Source organism: Fusobacterium sp., from assembly GCF_030528405.1.
Classification (GTDB): Bacteria; Fusobacteriota; Fusobacteriia; order Fusobacteriales; family Fusobacteriaceae; genus Fusobacterium.
In genome coordinates, this window is record NZ_JAUMYY010000019.1 from 15,272 (window position 1) to 33,125 (window position 17,854).

Annotated in this window: 17 protein-coding genes and 1 other RNA gene; 15 read left to right on the forward strand and 3 right to left on the reverse strand. The window is 29.0% G+C overall.

Going from position 1 to position 17,854, the window contains the following annotated elements; translation table 11 throughout:
* The first annotated feature begins 3 nt into the window (after positions 1-3).
* The 6 genes from dnaG (at position 4) to Q4A58_RS04590 (ending at position 5,791) form a co-directional block, all read left to right on the forward strand.
* The gene (gene dnaG, locus Q4A58_RS04565) at positions 4-1,806 is read left to right on the forward strand and encodes a DNA primase (protein ID WP_303116901.1); all 1,803 of its coding nucleotides are present in this window, start codon (positions 4-6) and stop codon (positions 1,804-1,806) included.
* Between the two features lie 23 nt (positions 1,807-1,829).
* Complete coding sequence (rpoD, locus tag Q4A58_RS04570; protein WP_303116902.1) at positions 1,830-3,056, forward strand: RNA polymerase sigma factor RpoD; 1,227 nt, start codon at positions 1,830-1,832, stop codon at positions 3,054-3,056.
* 95 nt (positions 3,057-3,151) lie between these two features.
* Complete coding sequence (locus Q4A58_RS04575) at positions 3,152-3,928, forward strand: Nif3-like dinuclear metal center hexameric protein (RefSeq protein WP_303116903.1); 777 nt, start codon at positions 3,152-3,154, stop codon at positions 3,926-3,928.
* Positions 3,929-3,993: 65 nt separating this feature from the next.
* Positions 3,994-4,587: a hypothetical protein gene (locus tag Q4A58_RS04580; RefSeq protein ID WP_303116904.1), complete on the forward strand. Its 594-nt coding sequence runs from the start codon at positions 3,994-3,996 to the stop codon at positions 4,585-4,587.
* A gap of 6 nt (positions 4,588-4,593) precedes the next feature.
* An RNA gene (rnpB, locus tag Q4A58_RS04585) (RNase P RNA component class A) lies at positions 4,594-4,924 on the forward strand.
* Between the two features lie 27 nt (positions 4,925-4,951).
* On the forward strand, positions 4,952-5,791 hold the full coding sequence (locus Q4A58_RS04590) for a hypothetical protein (RefSeq protein WP_303116905.1): 840 nt from the start codon (positions 4,952-4,954) through the stop codon (positions 5,789-5,791).
* 116 nt (positions 5,792-5,907) lie between these two features.
* Here the strand turns inward: Q4A58_RS04590 and Q4A58_RS04595 are convergent, their stop codons facing one another.
* The 3 genes from Q4A58_RS04595 to dtd form a co-directional block, all read right to left on the reverse strand.
* Positions 5,908-7,116 carry an acetyl-CoA C-acetyltransferase gene (locus Q4A58_RS04595; RefSeq protein ID WP_303116906.1) on the reverse strand — a complete coding sequence of 403 codons (1,209 nt, stop codon included), beginning with the start codon at positions 7,114-7,116 and terminating at the stop codon, positions 5,908-5,910.
* Between the two features lie 134 nt (positions 7,117-7,250).
* A complete protein-coding gene (gene fabG / locus Q4A58_RS04600; RefSeq protein ID WP_303116907.1) occupies positions 7,251-7,970 on the reverse strand; it encodes a 3-oxoacyl-[acyl-carrier-protein] reductase in 720 nt (239 codons plus the stop codon).
* A gap of 137 nt (positions 7,971-8,107) precedes the next feature.
* On the reverse strand, positions 8,108-8,563 hold the full coding sequence (gene dtd / locus Q4A58_RS04605; RefSeq protein WP_303116908.1) for a D-aminoacyl-tRNA deacylase: 456 nt from the start codon (positions 8,561-8,563) through the stop codon (positions 8,108-8,110).
* Between the two features lie 113 nt (positions 8,564-8,676).
* Here dtd and Q4A58_RS04610 point away from each other — a divergent pair, with 113 nt between their 5' ends.
* From Q4A58_RS04610 to Q4A58_RS04650, 9 genes are all read left to right on the forward strand, one after another.
* On the forward strand, positions 8,677-10,182 hold the full coding sequence (locus Q4A58_RS04610; RefSeq protein ID WP_303116909.1) for a nicotinate phosphoribosyltransferase: 1,506 nt from the start codon (positions 8,677-8,679) through the stop codon (positions 10,180-10,182).
* A gap of 78 nt (positions 10,183-10,260) precedes the next feature.
* Positions 10,261-11,163 carry a phosphatidylserine decarboxylase gene (locus Q4A58_RS04615; protein ID WP_303116910.1) on the forward strand — a complete coding sequence of 301 codons (903 nt, stop codon included), beginning with the start codon at positions 10,261-10,263 and terminating at the stop codon, positions 11,161-11,163.
* On the forward strand, positions 11,150-11,536 hold the full coding sequence (locus Q4A58_RS04620; RefSeq protein WP_303116911.1) for a NusG domain II-containing protein: 387 nt from the start codon (positions 11,150-11,152) through the stop codon (positions 11,534-11,536). The genes Q4A58_RS04615 and Q4A58_RS04620 overlap by 14 nt, the downstream gene beginning before the upstream one ends.
* A gap of 12 nt (positions 11,537-11,548) precedes the next feature.
* Positions 11,549-12,640 (forward strand): AI-2E family transporter, encoded by a 1,092-nt coding sequence (locus Q4A58_RS04625; RefSeq protein ID WP_303116912.1) that lies wholly within the window; start codon positions 11,549-11,551, stop codon positions 12,638-12,640.
* Positions 12,640-13,779, forward strand: coding sequence for a class I SAM-dependent RNA methyltransferase (locus Q4A58_RS04630; RefSeq protein ID WP_303116913.1), 1,140 nt, complete (start codon positions 12,640-12,642; stop codon positions 13,777-13,779). The genes Q4A58_RS04625 and Q4A58_RS04630 overlap by 1 nt, the downstream gene beginning before the upstream one ends.
* Entirely contained in the window at positions 13,763-14,440 is a 678-nt protein-coding gene (locus tag Q4A58_RS04635) for a hypothetical protein (RefSeq protein WP_303116914.1), read from the forward strand. The genes Q4A58_RS04630 and Q4A58_RS04635 overlap by 17 nt, the downstream gene beginning before the upstream one ends.
* An 18-nt stretch (positions 14,441-14,458) precedes the next feature.
* On the forward strand, positions 14,459-14,962 hold the full coding sequence (locus Q4A58_RS04640; RefSeq protein WP_303116915.1) for a peptidylprolyl isomerase: 504 nt from the start codon (positions 14,459-14,461) through the stop codon (positions 14,960-14,962).
* A gap of 46 nt (positions 14,963-15,008) precedes the next feature.
* On the forward strand, positions 15,009-16,310 hold the full coding sequence (locus Q4A58_RS04645; RefSeq protein ID WP_303116916.1) for a Na+/H+ antiporter family protein: 1,302 nt from the start codon (positions 15,009-15,011) through the stop codon (positions 16,308-16,310).
* 95 nt (positions 16,311-16,405) lie between these two features.
* On the forward strand, positions 16,406-17,713 hold the full coding sequence (locus Q4A58_RS04650) for a YjiH family protein (protein ID WP_303116917.1): 1,308 nt from the start codon (positions 16,406-16,408) through the stop codon (positions 17,711-17,713).
* Positions 17,714-17,854: the final 141 nt, after the last annotated feature.

The window sequence follows — 17,854 nt, forward strand, 5'->3', positions numbered from 1 at the left end:
GTTATGTATTATAAATCAGAAGATATTGATAAACTTATAGATGAATTAAAAATAGAAGATGTAGTTGGAGAGTTTGTAGAATTAAAAAAAGCAGGTGCAAACTACAAAGGTCTATGTCCTTTTCACGCTGATACAAATCCTTCTTTTGTTGTCAATCCAAATAAAAATATATGTAAATGTTTTGTGTGTGGAACAGGAGGAAATGCAATAACATTCTACTCTAAATTTAAGAAAATTTCTTTCAATGAAGCGGTGAAGGAGCTTTCTAGAAAATATAGAATAAATATAAGAGAACAGAAATTAGATAGAGATTTAGAAGCCTTAGAAAAATATTATGAAATTATGGATTTAAGTCATAAATATTTTATGGAGAAAATATTTTCTGTTGAAGCAGCTAATGTATTAAAGTATTTAGCTAATAGAGATTTTGATACAGAATTAATAAAGGAACATCAGCTAGGTTATGCAACTAATAAATGGACAGATTTATATGAATATTTGTTAGAGAAAGGCTTTAAAACAGAAGATATTTTGAGTTTAGGTCTGATTAAAAAAAGTGAAGAAAAAATTTATGATACATTTAGAGATAGAATAGTTTTTCCTATTTATTCGACTCACGGTAGAGTGATTGCTTTTGGAGGTAGAGCCCTAGAAAAAAATGATAAAGTAGCAAAATATATAAATTCACCAGATACACCTATATTTAAAAAAGGAAAAAGTGTATATGGAATAGAAAGGGCCAGAAATATAAAGGAAAAGAATTATTCTATACTGATGGAAGGTTATATGGATGTTTTATCATCTTGTAACTATGGTTTTGATACAAGTATAGCTCCACTTGGAACAGCTTTGACAGAAGAGCAAGCAAAATTAATAAAGAGATATTCTCCTAATATACTGATATCTTTTGATATGGACAAAGCTGGACTTGCTGCTACAGAAAGAGCAGCATATATATTAAAATCACAGGGTTTCAATATAAGAGTCTTAGAATTTGAAAATGCAAAAGATCCTGATGAATTTTTAAAATTGAAAGGAAGAGATGGATTTTTAAAGGTTGTAAAAAACTCAGTTGAGATTTTTGATTTTTTATATAAGTTATTTTCGAGTGAATATGACTTAAAAGATGTTATGTCTAAACAAAATTTTATAGAAAAATTTAAAGAATTTTTTCTATCTTTGGAAAATGAACTAGAAAAAGAAATATATTTAAAAAGATTATCAGAAAAAGTAAATATAAGTTTAGATGTACTGAAAAAAACTTTAATAGAAAATAATAAAAAGAAATATATAAGATCAAAAGAAGAAGACTTTGTAAAAAAAGAAGAAAGAAAAAATAATCAATTGTATAATATGGAGATAGCAATAATAAAAATGTTATTAAAAAATCCAAGTTATTTTTCTTTTTTTAGGAATAAAAAAATGCAGTTTGAGATAAGTACTAAAATTTTTATTTTTTTTGAAAAAAAATTAAAGGAAAATTTAGTTTTAAGTAGTAAAGATATAATGAGGGAATTTAAAAATTATATAGAGAATAGTAATGAATTTACTGAAGCTGAAAAAAATAATGATTTAGCTGGGATAGTAATGGATTACATTTTTGAATCTTCTAAATCTTCCAGTGAAAGAGAAAACCTAGAGATATTTAAAAGTTATTTTAGATATAGATTGAAAATAAGAAATAAAAGAGAAGACAACTTCACAAAAAAAATTGATATAGGAGAATTTAAAAATAGTATAGAAAAATCAAAGAATATAGAAGAATTTATTAAAATTTACAATATAAAGGAAAATCTTTTAGATTAGAAATTAAATTGGGAGGTTTTATATTGAAAGAATTTATAAAAAACGATAAAGCTATAGCACTTATAAAAAAAGCAATGGAAAGTAAAATAATTAGCTATGAGGAAATTAACAAGCAACTTAAAGAGAATTTTCCAGTTGAACAGATAGAAAAACTTATAAGTGGAATGATGGAGCAGGGAATAAAGGTTGTAAATCAAGAAGAGTTAGATGAACTAGAGAAAAATGGAGAACTTTATAAAGAGGCAGAGGATGAATTTGTAGATATAGATGAGCAAGATGTAGGAGATTATTTAGAGGAGAGGACCGAAGATACAGAAGCGATTTTGACAGATTTTGATGAATTTAATCCAGATGAAGTAGAGGATATAAGTGAAGATGAATTAGGTAATGAGAAACTTTTAAATATAGGCGGTAGTGCTAAAGTTGATGAACCTATAAAAATGTATTTGAGAGAGATAGGGCAAGTTCCTCTATTGACTCATGAAGAGGAGCTAGAGTATGCACAGAAATCCTATGAAGGTGATGAAGAAGCAAGTAGAAAATTGATTGAATCTAATTTAAGATTGGTTGTAAGTATAGCAAAGAAACATACAAACAGAGGTTTGAAATTGTTAGATTTAATCCAAGAAGGAAATATAGGTCTTATGAAAGCAGTTGAAAAGTTTGAATATACAAAGGGATATAAATTTTCAACTTATGCAACTTGGTGGATAAGACAAGCTATTACAAGAGCTATAGCTGATCAAGGTAGAACAATTAGAATACCTGTTCATATGATAGAAACTATAAATAAGATAAAAAAAGAATCTAGAATTTATCTGCAAGAAACAGGAAAAGACGCTTCACCAGAAATTTTAGCAGAGAGGCTTAAAATGGAAGTTGAGAAAATAAAATCTATTCAAGAGATGAATCAGGAGCCGATATCTCTTGAAACTCCTGTGGGTAGTGAAGAAGATAGTGAGCTTGGAGATTTCGTAGAAGATAGTAAGACAACTAGCCCTTATGAAGCTACCAATAGAGCTATATTGAGAGAAGAATTAGACGCAGTTTTAAAAACTCTTAGTTCAAGAGAAGAAAAAGTATTGAGATACAGATATGGCTTGGATGATAGTTCCCCTAAAACTTTAGAAGAAGTTGGAAAAATATTTAATGTAACTAGAGAAAGAATAAGACAAATAGAGGTTAAAGCCTTAAGGAAGCTTAGACATCCAAGTAGAAGAAAAAAATTGGAAGATTTTAAGGGAGAATAATCTTAAAATGTTAGTGAAACTCAGTAGAATATTAAAAGGAAGCAATTATAAAATATCTACAATAGATGAAAAAATTGCTTATAGATGGAGAAAATATGAAATCTAAGGATATAATAAAAATATTGGAAGAAAAATTTCCTATTGCTAATGCTGAAGAATGGGATAATGTTGGCTTATTAGTTGGAGATATGAATAAGACAGTTAAAAAAATTCAATTTTCAATTGATGCGACACTAGAAGCTATAGAAAATGCCATAAAAAATAATGTTGATATGATAATTACACATCATCCTATAATATTCAAAGCAATAAAATCTATAAGAGAGCAGGAAATTTTAGGTAAAAAATTGAGAAAACTTATAAAAAATGATATAGATTTGTATTGTCTTCACACGAACTTAGATTCAACAAGAAATGGTTTAAATGATTGGGTTTTAAAAAAAATAGGAATTGAAAAGTCAAAAATTTTAGATTTGAATGAAGAAGAAGATTGTGGTATAGGAAGACTTTATACATTGGATGAAAAAATTGACTTATATAACTATACTAAACAAATAAAAGAAAAATTAGGAATAACTAATGTGAGAGTAGTTTCAAAAGATTTTGACCGCTCAATTAAAAAAGTTGCACTTATAAATGGTTCGGCTATGAGCTATTGGAGAATGGCTAAAAGTAAAGATATAGATTTATTTATAACTGGAGATGTTGCTTATCACGATGCTTTGGATGCTTTAGAAAATGGGCTTAGTATATTGGATTTTGGACACTATGAAAGTGAGAATTTTTTCTATGAGCTTTTAAAAAAAGACTTGGAATCATTGGGGCTTGAATTGATAGTTTTTAATGATGGACCACTGTTTAAGTTTTTTTAGAATAGTCTTGATAAAATTTCTGATATTTAAATTTAACTGAAATAACATTGGAGAATGGAGATAAGATGAGGAAAATATACACGACAATAATTTTTATAGTTTTTTCAGTACTTTCTTTTGCTAATTTCAATGACAATTTAAATCTTTTAAAAGAAGAAGATAAAAAAATTGTTGAAGAGAAAATAAAAGAGATTAGTTCAGAAAAAGGGATTACTATATTTGTAAATACTTTATCAATTGATGAAGGTTTTGCTATATCAGATCCTGAACATGCTATGATACTTAATTTAAAGAAAGCTGACGGAGTTAAAAAATTTGAAGTTGAGCTATCTTTTAGTAAAGACATAGATATGGATGACTATAAGGACGAAATGGATGAAGCTCTAACAAGTATGGAAGAAATTCTAAAACAAGGGGAATATACAAAATATTTCATAGGTGTTTTAGATGGAGTAGGGACAGTATTGAGAGATATTGAAATAGAACCTCTTAATCAAATGACTATGACTAAAGAACAAGAAGAAAAAGGGAATAATATTTATATACTTCTATTAATAGGAGTAATAATTACAGTTATAGGAGCATTCGCTTTGTATAAACTAGAAAAAAATGATAAGAAAAAGAAAAAGAAAAAAATCAGTCAAAAAAGAGAAAATTAATGTTAAATAGGTATTTGAGTTAATTGCTGCTTAAGCAGAGGAAAGTCCGGGCTCCATAGAGCAAAAGGGTAGCTAACGGCTACTAAAAGTAATTTTAAGGAAAGTGCCACAGAAAATAACCGCCATTATGGTAAGGGTGAAAAGGTGGTGTAAGAGACCACCAGTTTTTTAGGAAACTAAAAAAGCTAGGTAAACCCCCTTTGGAGCAAGACTAAATAGGAAGGTGATAGGGGCTGCTCGTCCTCCTTCAGGGTAAGTCGCTAGAGATTATAAGTGATTATAATTCGAGATAAATAATTAACAAATACAGAACCCGGCTTATTAAATGCCTATTTTATAAATAAGATTAATATGGAGAGAATCTATGAAAAAATTTTTTAAAAAATTATTGTTTTTATTACTTTTTCAAAATTTTTCTTATGCTTTAGTTTTACCAGAAAATGACTGGATACAAGAGAATATAAAAGCTAGAGTAAAGTCAATCAAGATTGAAAAAATAGTATATGACTATGAAAATAAAGAAGATAAAACTAAAAGAATAATTCACTTTAATGATAAGGGATTTAAGATATCAGAAGAAGTTTATACTGATGAGGGGAATGCTTCCTATAAAGAAAATTATAAATATGATAACAGAGGACTTTTATATACAGTTTCAGATGATACAGGTGTTGTTATTTTTGATTACAGTTACAAAACAGATAAGTCTGGGAATTTAATTCAGATAAAAACAAAAAGAGAGAAATCTGAGAGAGAGTTTGAAGAAGAAAAAATAACTTATAATAAAAATGGAAAAAAAATAAGTACAGAACAGAGGTATGGAGAATATAAAGAAATCATAGTAAGAGAAGGATATATCTATGATGTTAAGGGAAGATTAAAAGAAATAAAAGATGAACTTCATAATAACTCTATTATAAATGAATATAGGGATATAAATAAAAATTTTATCTCTTATGAAATGACAACATATTTATCAGGGAGAATAATTATATCATACTATGATAAAAATGCTAATAGAATTGAAGAACAGCATTTTAAAATTGATGATATGGATAAACCAGTAAAAGAAAATCATTTTTATTATAGTAATACTATAGATAATCATAAAAACTTGTTGGAATTAAAAATTTATGAAGTTAAAGCTGACACTGGAAGTAAGAAATTAAAAATACTAGAAAAAAGATACTATGAATACTATTAAAGAGAGTGTGAACTTTTTTCTGTAAATTCTATCTTCTATGATTAGAATTTTTTCTACACTCTCATTAAATAAAAAAGTTGTTGCATTTGCAACAACTTTTTTATTTATTTACTCATTTATTTTACATTTTTTAGAATAAGAGCAGTTCCCATTCCTCCACCTATACATAGAGAAGCTAAACCATAATCAACATCTCTCTTTTTCATTTCATGTATTAAAGTTACTGTAATTCTATTTCCAGAAGCCCCAACAGGATGTCCTAGAGCTATGGCACCACCATTTACATTTGTCTTATCAGTAAACCATTCTTCAGAAACTCCATGTTCTTTAGAAAGACCTTTTATAACACCTAATGATTGAGCAGCAAAAGCTTCATTTAATTCTATTAACTTCATATCTTCTAATTTCAGATTAGTTTTAGCGAAAGCCTTTCTTATTGCAGGGACAGGACCCATACCCATTATTAAAGGATCTACTCCACCAGTACCTGTTGCAACAATTTCAACAAGAGGTTTTAAATTATATTTTTTCACTGCTTCTTCTGAGGCAAGCATCAAGAAAGAAGCTCCATCATTAAGCCCAGATGCATTACCAGCAGTAACAGAACCATCTTTTTTAAATGCAGGTTTAAGACCAGCTAATTTTTCTAAGCTAGTTTTTCTGTTAGGGTATTCATCAGTATCAAAAACAATGTCACCTTTCTTATTAGGAATAACCACAGGCACAATTTCATCTTTAAATTTTCCAGCATCTACCGCAGCTATTGCTTTTTGTTGAGAAGCAAAGGCGAAGGCATCTTGTTCTTCTCTTGAAATAGAGTATTTTTCAGCTATATTTTCAGCAGTAATACCCATATGAATATTGTGATATGCGTCAGTTAAAGCATCAAATACCATGTGATCTTTCATAACAAGATCAGCCATTTTATGTCCACCTCTAACAACTCCAGGTAAAACAAAACCAGCACCTGACATACATTCAGTCCCACCAGCTATAACAAGATTTGCCTCTCCAGCTTTTATATTAGAATAAGCAGTTATAACTGATTTCATTCCACTACCACATATAATATTTATAGAATAAGCAGGAACTTCAACAGGAATACCAGCTTTTATTGCAACTTGCCTTCCAACACCTTGAGCTTGTCCAGCTCCTAATACATTTCCAACTATTACTTCATCAATATTAGCTGGGTCAATTTTAGTTTCTTCAACTATATTTTTTACAACTTGAGCACCGATATCAGCAGGTTTTAAAGATGCTAAAGATCCTAAAAAACTTCCAATTGCTGTTCTTTTTGCTGCTACTACATAAACTTTACTCATTTTAATCCTCCTAAGATTTCTTAATGTATAAAATTATTCCTCACAATATTAGTATAACATATTTTAAAAAATTTTTTAATATTTATATCATTTTTATAAATTACTAAAAACTTAAAAATAATCTATACGGTTAATTATAGCATTAATCCTCCACCTACAGAAATTGTTTCACCACTTATAAATGAAGATTCATCACTTGCTAGGAATAAAACAGCGTTTGCGATATCTTCAGGTTCTCCAAGTCTTCCAAGTGGAGTGGCATTTAACATTTCCTGAATAGTTTTTTCAGGTAAAACATCTGTCATAGGAGTTCTTATAAAACCAGGGGCTATACAGTTTGCTCTGACATTTCTAGCTCCTAATTCTTTAGCCCAAGTTTTAGTCATAGCTATAACTCCACCTTTTGTTGCAGCATAATTTGTTTGACCTGGATTTCCATGTAGACCAACAACAGAAGAAAGAGTTATAATAGAACCTTTTCTAGCTTTAAACATAGATTTTCCAATGGCTTGAGTCATATTAAAAACACCTTTTAGATTTACATCAATAACTGCATCCCATTGATCTTCTCCCATTCTCACAAGCAATGCATCCTTAGTAATTCCAGCATTATTCACAAGAACATCTATTTTTCCATATTCATTTTCCACTTCTTCAACAAAATTTTTTATAGCTTCTCTGTCAGTAACATTTAAAATTTTATGAACGACATTTTTTTCTTCATAAGTTGTTTCTCCCATATCACAAGAGATTATAATTTTTGGATTTTCCTTTGCAAGTCTTTGAACTATAGCTCTTCCTATACCTCTTGCAGAACCTGTTACTACAACGACTTTTCCTTCTATTCTATTCATTGTTATTACCTCCAATTAAAATAATATTACTTATAAAAGTATAGTATAAATCTATATTATTGTCAAGAAAACTGAGCTTAAAAGCATTTGTAAAATAAAGAAAAACTTTTAATAACAACTGTTATTTATGAAAAAAATTATTTTATATTTGCATTATCCGTATCTATAATTAAAGTTACAGGTCCATCATTTATTAGTTCTACTTTCATATCTGCACCAAATTCTCCCGATTCGGTTTTAATTCCGAAATTTTTAAACTCTTCTATGAATTTTAAATAGAGTCCTTCTGCTAGTTCTGGTCTAGCTGCCTCAATAAAAGCAGGTCTTCGACCTTTTATGCAGTTTCCGTAGAGAGTAAATTGCGAAACAATTAAAATTTCTCCTCTGACATCTTCTAAAGATAGATTCATTTTTCCATTTTCATCTTCAAAAATTCTTAAATCTTTTATTTTATTAGCTAGCCATTTAAGTTCTTTTTCTGTATCATTGTGTGTAATTCCTAAAAAAATAAGCAAACCTCTATCTATTTTTCCTACAGTTGTTTGATAAATATTCACTTTAGCCTGTTCAACTCTTTGTATAACTGTTCTCATTAAAATCACCCCGATTTTTTTTGTATTAATTTGTTCAAAAAAACCTATATTTTTTTTGATTTTATAAAAAAGTGTGGTATAATTCTATTAGAATATATGTAAGGTGGTAAAAAATGAATAATAATATTATTTTAACAGAATTTGCAAGAGTAATCAACTCAGATAGATATCAGTATACAGAGAGTGATATCTTTCTTATGGAAGGTATGGAAACTAAAGAAGCAGTATTTGATGTTTTTTTCAGAAAAACTGAAGATGGAGGTTTTGCTGTAGTATCTGGAGTGCATGAAGTATTGCGTTTAATAGAAATTTTAAATAATACTGATGAAGAAGAAAAGAAAAAATATTTTTCAAAGATTTTAGAAGAGGAACATTTAATAAATTTCTTATCAAAAATTAAGTTTACAGGGAATCTTTATGCTATGAGAGATGGTGAGATAGTTTATCCCAATGAACCAATAATAACTATAAAAGCACCATTAATAGAGGCTAAAATATTGGAAACTCCTATTTTAAATATAATAAATATGAATATGGCAATAGCTACAAAGGCATCTATGGTAACAAGGGCAGCAGCCCCAATTAAGGTTCTATCTTTTGGTAGTAGAAGAGCTCATGGCTTTGATAGTGCTGTTGAAGGAAATAAAGCTGCTATAATAGGGGGATGTTATGGGCATTCTAACTTAATGACTGAATATAAATATGGGCTTCCTTCTAATGGAACAATGTCTCATTCTTATATTCAAGCTTTTGGAGTGGGGGCTGAGGCAGAGAAAAAAGCTTTTATAACTTTTATAAATAATAGAAGAAATAGAGTAAAAAATTCTCTTATTTTACTTATAGATACATATGACACGATAAATATTGGTATAGAAAATGCAATAAAAGCATTTAAGGAATGTGGAATAGACGATAATTATAAAGGTATTTATGGAATAAGATTAGATTCAGGTGATTTGGCATATCAATCTAAGAAGTGTAGAAAACGGTTAGATGAAGAAGGTTTTACCAAGGCTATAATAACTTTAACAAATTCTTTGGATGAAAAGCTAATAAGATCTTTAAAAGAGCAGGGAGCTTGTGTAGATATGTATGGAGTGGGGGATGCTATAGCTGTTAGTAAATCTTATCCTTGCTTTGGAGGTGTTTATAAAATCGTTGAATTGGAAGAACAACCTCTTATAAAGATATCAGGAGATGTAATAAAAATATCAAATCCTGGTTTTAAAGAAGTCTATAGAATATATGATGAAGAGGGCATAGCTTATGCAGACTTAATAACTTTAGTGAAAAAGGATAGCGATAAAGAAAAGCTTCTAAATTATAAGGAATTAGTTATAAGAGATGAGAAATATGAATTTAAAAGTAGTTTATTGAAAGAAAATTCATATAGTTTTAAAAAATTAACAAGATTATATGTTGAGAAAGGTCAGATAAATAGAAGCTTATATGAGGAATTACTTGACATAATGGACTCTCAAAAATATTATTTTGAATCCCTAGCAACTTTGTCTAACGAGAGAAAGAGATTAGAAAATCCTCATAATTATAAGGTTGACTTATCAAGTGATTTGATAAAATTAAAATATGATTTAATAAATGAAGCAAAAAATATTTAAAACTTCAGTCTAATATTAATATGGAAAATATGAATAAAAAAGAAAGGGATATAGATATTCTATATTGATGGAACTATTATGTATTTTGAAAAAATAAAATATGTTGAAAGAAAGACAGGTGAAATAAAGATAGAGAAAGTGATGGGAGAAGCTGCTTTGAAATTTTTATACTACAATCCTTTAGGTTCTCTATTTTTAAATGCAATAGTAAAAAGAAAATTTCTTTCAAAATACTATGGAAAAAGAATGGATGAGCCAAAATCAAAGGAAAAAATTAAAAAGTTTGTGGAAGAAATGAATATAGATATGTCAGACTATGCAAGGGCTATTCATGAATATAAGACTTTTAATGATTTTTTCTATAGAGAGTTAAAAGAGGGAGCTAGAAAGATTGACACAGATGAAACTGTACTTGTTTCACCAGCAGATGGAAAGGTTTTAGCTTATAAAGATTTGACAGAAAAGGACAAATTTTTTGTAAAAGGTTCAGAATTTAGTTTAGAGGAGTTCTTTATGGATAAAGAGCTTGCTGAAAAATATAGAGGAGGGACTTTTGTAATTATAAGATTAGCTCCAGCTGATTATCATAGATTTCACTTTCCAGCAGATGGAAGGATAAGCGAAACAAAGAGAGTAGAAGGATACTATTATTCAGTGTCTACTCATGCTATAAAGAAGAATTTTAGAATATTTTGTGAAAATAAAAGAGAATATTCAATTTTGTCTACGGAAAAATTTGGAGATATAGCTATGGTAGATGTAGGAGCGACTATGGTAGGAAGCATAGTTCAAACTTATAAAGCAAATACTTATGTGAAAAAAGGAGATGAGAAGGGTTATTTTCTTTTTGGAGGTTCGACTTGTATATTGGTTTTTGAAAAAGACAGGGTTGAAATTGATAAAGATATTATAGAAAATACAAAAAATAAGATAGAAACAAGGATATACATGGGAGAAAAATTTGCACATGAAAAAAAATAGATACTTTAAAATAGGGGATTTGGTAATATATTTTTTCTTAATTATATTTTTTTCAGTGCTTTTTATAAAAATTAAAAGTTTTAAGGATGTAAAAGGGGCTAAGGCAGAGATTTGGGTCAATGGTAGCCTAGAGTACATTTATCCTCTACAGGAAGAGGAAAAGAATATATTTGTAAACACAGATATAGGAGGTTGTAATATCCAATTTAAAGATTATATGGTAAGAGTAACTACATCTAATTCGCCACTTAAAATAGCAGTTAAACAGGGTTTTATTAAGTCACCAGGAGAAGTTATTATTGGTATACCTGATAGACTGGTTATAAAAATAGTTGGAGAAGGTGAAGATGAGATAGACTTTATAGCAAGATAGAGAGTTGAAAAGATGAAAAGAAAAGTATTTTTAAAAATAATTATTCTAATTTTTATATTTGTAAGTTTACAAACTTATTTTCAAAATAATGAGGATTTTAAAGCTGTAGTCACAAAATGGACAGGATATTTTGTTCCTCTAATTTGGGCAATATTTATTTCGGTATTATTAAGTCCTATTATGGAATTTTTTCAAAAAAAATTTAAAATTAATAAGCTTTTATCCTTAATTATTGCAATAGTTTTAATTATTGTAATCTTAATAGCTTTAATTTTTATGGTTGTACCAGAAATAGTGGATTCAATTAAGGAGTTAAATCAAATGTATCCAGATATAGTGGATAGAGTTACTAATATGACCAGAAAAATTATGGAATTTTTAGCAGAGAAAAGAATTTTAGCCTTTAATCAAGAGGAAATTATAAAGAGCACAAGTGATTTAATAAAGACAAATTTTAGTGATATACAGAAGTTTATTATTTCAATTTTACAAAATGTTGTATGGTGGGCAATAGGAATGGTAAATTTCTTTATAGGCTTATTTTTAGCGGTTTTAATATTATTGGATAAAAAGACACAAATAAGGACTAGAGATAACATTATCACAATAATTTTTGGTGAAAAAAGAGCAAAATATATCATAGAAAAAATAGGGGCAGCAAATGAAATATTTATAAACTATGTGATTGGTAAGATAATAGTTTCTTTTGTGGTTGGTTTTTCAGTGTTTATAGTTTTAATAGTTTCAAAAACGCCTTATGCCTCATTGAGTGCTATTTTGTTAGGTTTAGGAAATATGATTCCATATGTAGGTTCTATTGTTGGAGGATTAATTGCAAGTTTTCTTATTTTTATGATTGCACCAATAAAACTTATATTCTTATTGATTGCCATAGTTATATCACAGCTTTTAGATGGTTTTGTGGTTGGTCCTAAAATAATAGGTGATAAGGTGGGCTTAAATACATTTTGGGTTATGCTATCTATTTTAATATTTGGTGGTTTATTTGGCTTAGTAGGAATGTTTTTAGGTGTGCCAATAATGAGTATAATAAAATTATTTTATACGGACTTAATTAATAAGGTAAAGAGAGAGGAAAGTTAATGAGAATAATAGCTTCTGCGAGCATGGGTATAGAAAGTATAGTAAAGGAAGAATGCCAGAGCTTGGGATTTAAAAATATTCAGACCTATAATGGAAGAGTAGAATTTGATGGGGATTTTAAAGACTTGGTTAGAGCTAATATACACTTAAGATGTGCGGATAGAGTTTTTATAAAAATGGGAGAATTTAAAGCTCTGACTTATGAGGAACTTTTTCAAAATTTAAAAAGTATAGATTGGCAGAATTATATAGAGGAAGATGGGGAATTTCCTATTTCTTGGGTGAGTTCAGTTAAATCAAAGCTATATTCAAAATCTGATATTCAAAGAATAGCTAAAAAAGCAATAGTTGAAAAATTAAAGGAAACTTATAGAAGAGAAATTTTTTTAGAAAGTGGAGCTCTATTTGCTATTAAGATACAATGTCATAACGATATCTTTATAATTATGCTGGATACAAGCGGAGAAGCTCTAAATAAAAGAGGGTATAGACGGAAACAGAAGGCAGCCCCTATAAAAGAAACTATGGCTGCAGCTCTAGTAAAATTATCTAAATGGAAGGCTGAAGAAGCCCTATTAGATCCTATGTGTGGGACGGGAACCATTGTAATTGAAGCGGCAATGATAGCAAAAAATATAGCTCCTGGAGTCAATAGAAATTTTGTTTCTGAAAGCTGGAAAGTAATCCCAGAAGATACTTGGATAGATGTAAGAGATGAGGCATTTTCAAATGAAAGACTAGATAAAAAATTAAAGATTTATGCTTCAGATATAGATGATGAGAGCATAGAAATAGCAAGAGAGAATGCTAAAAACATAGGTTTAGATGAGGATATAGAATTTGAAGTCAAAGATTTTAAAGATATAGATATAAAAGATAAATATGGAGCTTTAATAGTTAATCCACCTTATGGTGAAAGGCTTATGAATGATGAGGACATAGAAAAATTATACAGAAATTTTGGAAGTGTATGCAGAAAAAAATTAAGTAAATGGTCATATTATATAATAACATCCTATGAAAACTTTGAAGATTCCTTCGGTATAAAATCTACAAAAAATAGGAAATTATATAATGGAGGGATAAAATGTTATTTCTATCAATATTTTGGAGCAGGAAAAAATGGATTTAAAAATTAAACAACTCTCAGATTATGGTAGAGAAATTTGCTTGCAGAACTTACTTTTACTTAAAAAAATAAAAGAAGACTTAGAGCAAAAAGGAGATATATCTGGGGTTGAAAAACTTGAAAAAGAAGCTATTTCATTTTATGAAAGAATATACCTTTCACTTGAATATACCCAAGTGGAAACAAGAGCAAAAGAGAATGAAAATTTCTTAGAAGAAATTGAAAAAACTTTGGACAAAATATTGAAAGAAAGTGCTCTAACTAAGGATTTTATAATGGAGCAGCTAGAAAAAAGAAGAGTTTTGACTGGAAAATCTGGTTCAGAAGTTATAAAAAAATTTTTTAAATATAGATTAAAGGAATATAAAAAAAAGAAAGTTTATTTATTAGAAAAAATAAATCGACTCTTGGATGAAGAAGAAAGATTAAATTTAGAGTTGTCAAATTCCATTCAAGAGGAAGAACAGATAAATGTTATAAATAAATTACAGCCTATTAGAGAGAAATATAGAGTTTTAGAACAGCAGCTAAATATTTATCAAAAAGCTATAGAAGAAACACAGAGGGCTTTGAATAATAAATGGCAGTATGAAATTTATGGTGTAAGGGAAGAAAGTGAATTTTTAGAAGCATTTTTAGAGGTATATGAAAACATTCATATAGAAACTTAAAAAAAAGGAGGGGAGAAAATGAGTTTACAGGCAATAATTAGAACAAATAAAGGGGAAATAAAGCTCAATTTATTCCCAGATGTAGCTCCAGTGACAGTTATAAACTTCGTACTCTTGGCTAAAAAAGGTTATTATAATGGAGTAAAGTTTCATAGAGTAATAGAAGATTTTATGATTCAAGGTGGGGATCCTACAGGCACAGGAACTGGTGGTCCTGGATATCAGTTTGGTGATGAGTTCAAAGAAGGAGTAGTATTTGACAGAAAGGGCTTGCTTGCTATGGCAAATGCAGGACCTAATACAAATGGTTCTCAATTTTTTATAACTCATGTACCTACTGAATGGCTAAACTACAAACATACAATATTTGGAGAAGTTAGCTCTGAAGAAGACCAAAAAATAGTAAATGTTATAAAGCAAAACGATATAATGGAAGAAGTAATTATAATAGGAGAAACAGAAGAATTATTTAAAAAGAATGAAGAATTCTATACTCAGTTAAAAGATTTTTTAAAACTATAATTTGTTCATAATTATTTTTAAATTTAAAATATTAGGGGGTAAAAAAATGATTTTATTGAATCCAGTAGTACTTTCTGTAATTGTTATGATTGTTTTATGTTTGCTGAAATTAAATGTTCTTTTAGCACTTATAATTTCTGCTTTAGTGGCAGGTTTGGCAGCAGGAATGCCTTTAGGTGGAATAATGGGAACTTTGATTTCAGGAATGGGTGGAAATGCTGAAACGGCACTTAGTTATGTGTTATTAGGAACTTTAGCGGTTGCTATAAATAGCACAGGAGTTGCTACAATAGTTTCAAACAAGATTTCAAAAGTTATTGATGGGAAAAAACAAGTGCTATTACTTATGATAGCTGGTCTTGCATGTTTTTCACAAAATTTAATACCAGTGCATATAGCATTTATACCTATATTAATTCCTCCATTACTAAAGCTAATGAATGAATTAAAATTGGATAGAAGAGCTATGGCATGTTCTTTAACTTTTGGTTTGAAAGCTCCTTATATAGCTTTACCAGTTGGATTTGGATTAATTTTCCAAGGTATTATAGCTAAAGAAATGACTAGTAATGGAATGATGGTAGAAAAAATGGATGTTTGGAAATCTACTTGGCTTCTAGGTCTATTTATGATAATTGGTCTATTAATAGCAATATTTGTAAGTTACAGAAAAGAAAGAACATACCAAGATTTACCATTAAAAGGTATGGAAGAAGTAGTTGCAGATAAAATGGAAGCAAAACACTGGTTAACATTGGCAGCAGCAGTAGTAGCATTTGTTATTCAATTAAAAACAGGTTCTTTACCTTTAGGAGCAGTAGTAGCTTTGGCGGCAATGTTAATATTCAGAGTTGTTAAATGGAAAGATATAGATGAATTTATTGGTGGTGGAGTTGGACTTATGGGTCTTATAGCTTTCATAATGCTAGTTGCAGCAGGATATGGTTCAGTTATAAGAGAAACTGGAGCTGTTGGAGAACTAATAGAAAGTATCCATGGATTAATAGGTGGAAGTAAGGCTATAGGAGTTTTCATAATGCTTCTAGTAGGGCTTTTAATAACTATGGGAATAGGGACTTCTTTCGGAACTATACCAGTAGTAGCAGCTATATATGTACCATTATGTATAAAATTAGGAGTTTCAGTTCCAGGTGCAGTAATAATATTAGCAGCGGCAGCAGCTTTAGGAGATGCCGGATCACCTGCTTCTGACTCAACATTAGGACCAACATCTGGACTTAATGCAGATGGGCAACATGATCATATAATGGATACATGTGTTCCTACATTCTTACACTATAATATTTTATTGATATTAGGTGGATTTATAGGTGGAATGTTCTTTTAATTAAAAAACTTATAAAGGTCTGTTGCATTTTATAAAATAAAGTGACAACAGTCCTTTTTTAAAAATTATATTCTCATATTAGGAGGTATAAGAAAATGGATAAAAAAAATTCTATGTCTAATATATTAAAATTTGTACTTTATAGCCTATTAGGAATATTTTTATTTTTTGTTCCAATAAAATTTTTAGGTAAGTCTACAATTCCTTTGGATCATATAGTAACTTATATTCTAAAGATACCACATTTCAGAGCGGTTTACGGAACAATTTTAGTTATAGTGGGAGCTATATTGCCTTTTTATAGAAAAACATGGAATAAGAATATGACAAGTATTATTTTTTCAATATTAAAAATTTTAGCTATTCCTTTTGTTATTATGGCAGTTTTAGGAAAAGGACCAGAATTTTTAATGAATAAGGATGTTATTCCATTTATTTTCTCCAAGATAGTTGCTCCCGTTATAACTATTGTACCTATAGGGGCTGTTTTTTTAGCATTGATAATAAATTATGGTTTAATGGAATTTGTTGGAGTATTTATGCGACCTATAATGAAACCTATTTGGAGAACGCCAGGAAGATCTGCAATAGACGCAGTAGCATCTTTTGTAGGTAGTTATTCAGTAGCACTTTTGATAACTAATAGAGTTTATAAAGAAGGAAAATACACATCTAAGGAAGCAGTTATAATAGCCACAGGCTTTTCAACAGTTTCTGCCACTTTTATGATAATTGTAGCAAAAACATTAGATTTATTATCTATTTGGAATATTTATTTTTGGTCAACAGTCTTTGTAACTTTTTTAGTTACAGCAATAACTGCAAGAATATATCCGATAAGCAAGAAAGCTAATGAATACTTTGGTGGGGTAAAGGGCGATGTTGAAAAAGAAGTAAGTGAAAATAAATTTAGGGTAGCTTTTGATGAAGCGATGAAAACTTGTTCACAGGCTGATGGCTTATTAAAAGGAACGCTTATTAATTTAAAAGACGGAATTAATTTAGCCTTTAACATAGCTCCTTCACTTATGGCAATAGGAGTTTTAGGCATAGTTATAGCCAATCACACACCAGTTTTTAATATACTGGCTTATATAATCTATCCATTTACATATATAAGCGGCTATGAAGAGCCATTTATGGTTGCCAAAGCTTTATCTTTAGGAATAGCAGAAATGTTTTTACCTGCAATTTTAGTTACAAAGCTTAGTTTTGAAGTTAGAATGTTAGTTGCCATAACTTGTGTATCAGAGGTGCTATTTTTCTCTGCATCTATACCTTGTATGATGGCGACAGAAATTCCAATAAACTTTAAGGATTATTTAATAATTTGGTTTGAAAGAGTTATCTTATCAATTTTAATTTCAATTCCAGTTATATACTTAATAAAGCTTTTTATATAAAATAAAATTTTGGCTCTATGACAAATTTTAGTTATGATAAAAATTAAATAAATCTTCAAAAATAGTTCCAGAAAAAAATGGAGCTATTTTTTTTAATAAAAAATTTTTCCTTTTCTCCCTAATTAAAAAAATGCAAAGCAG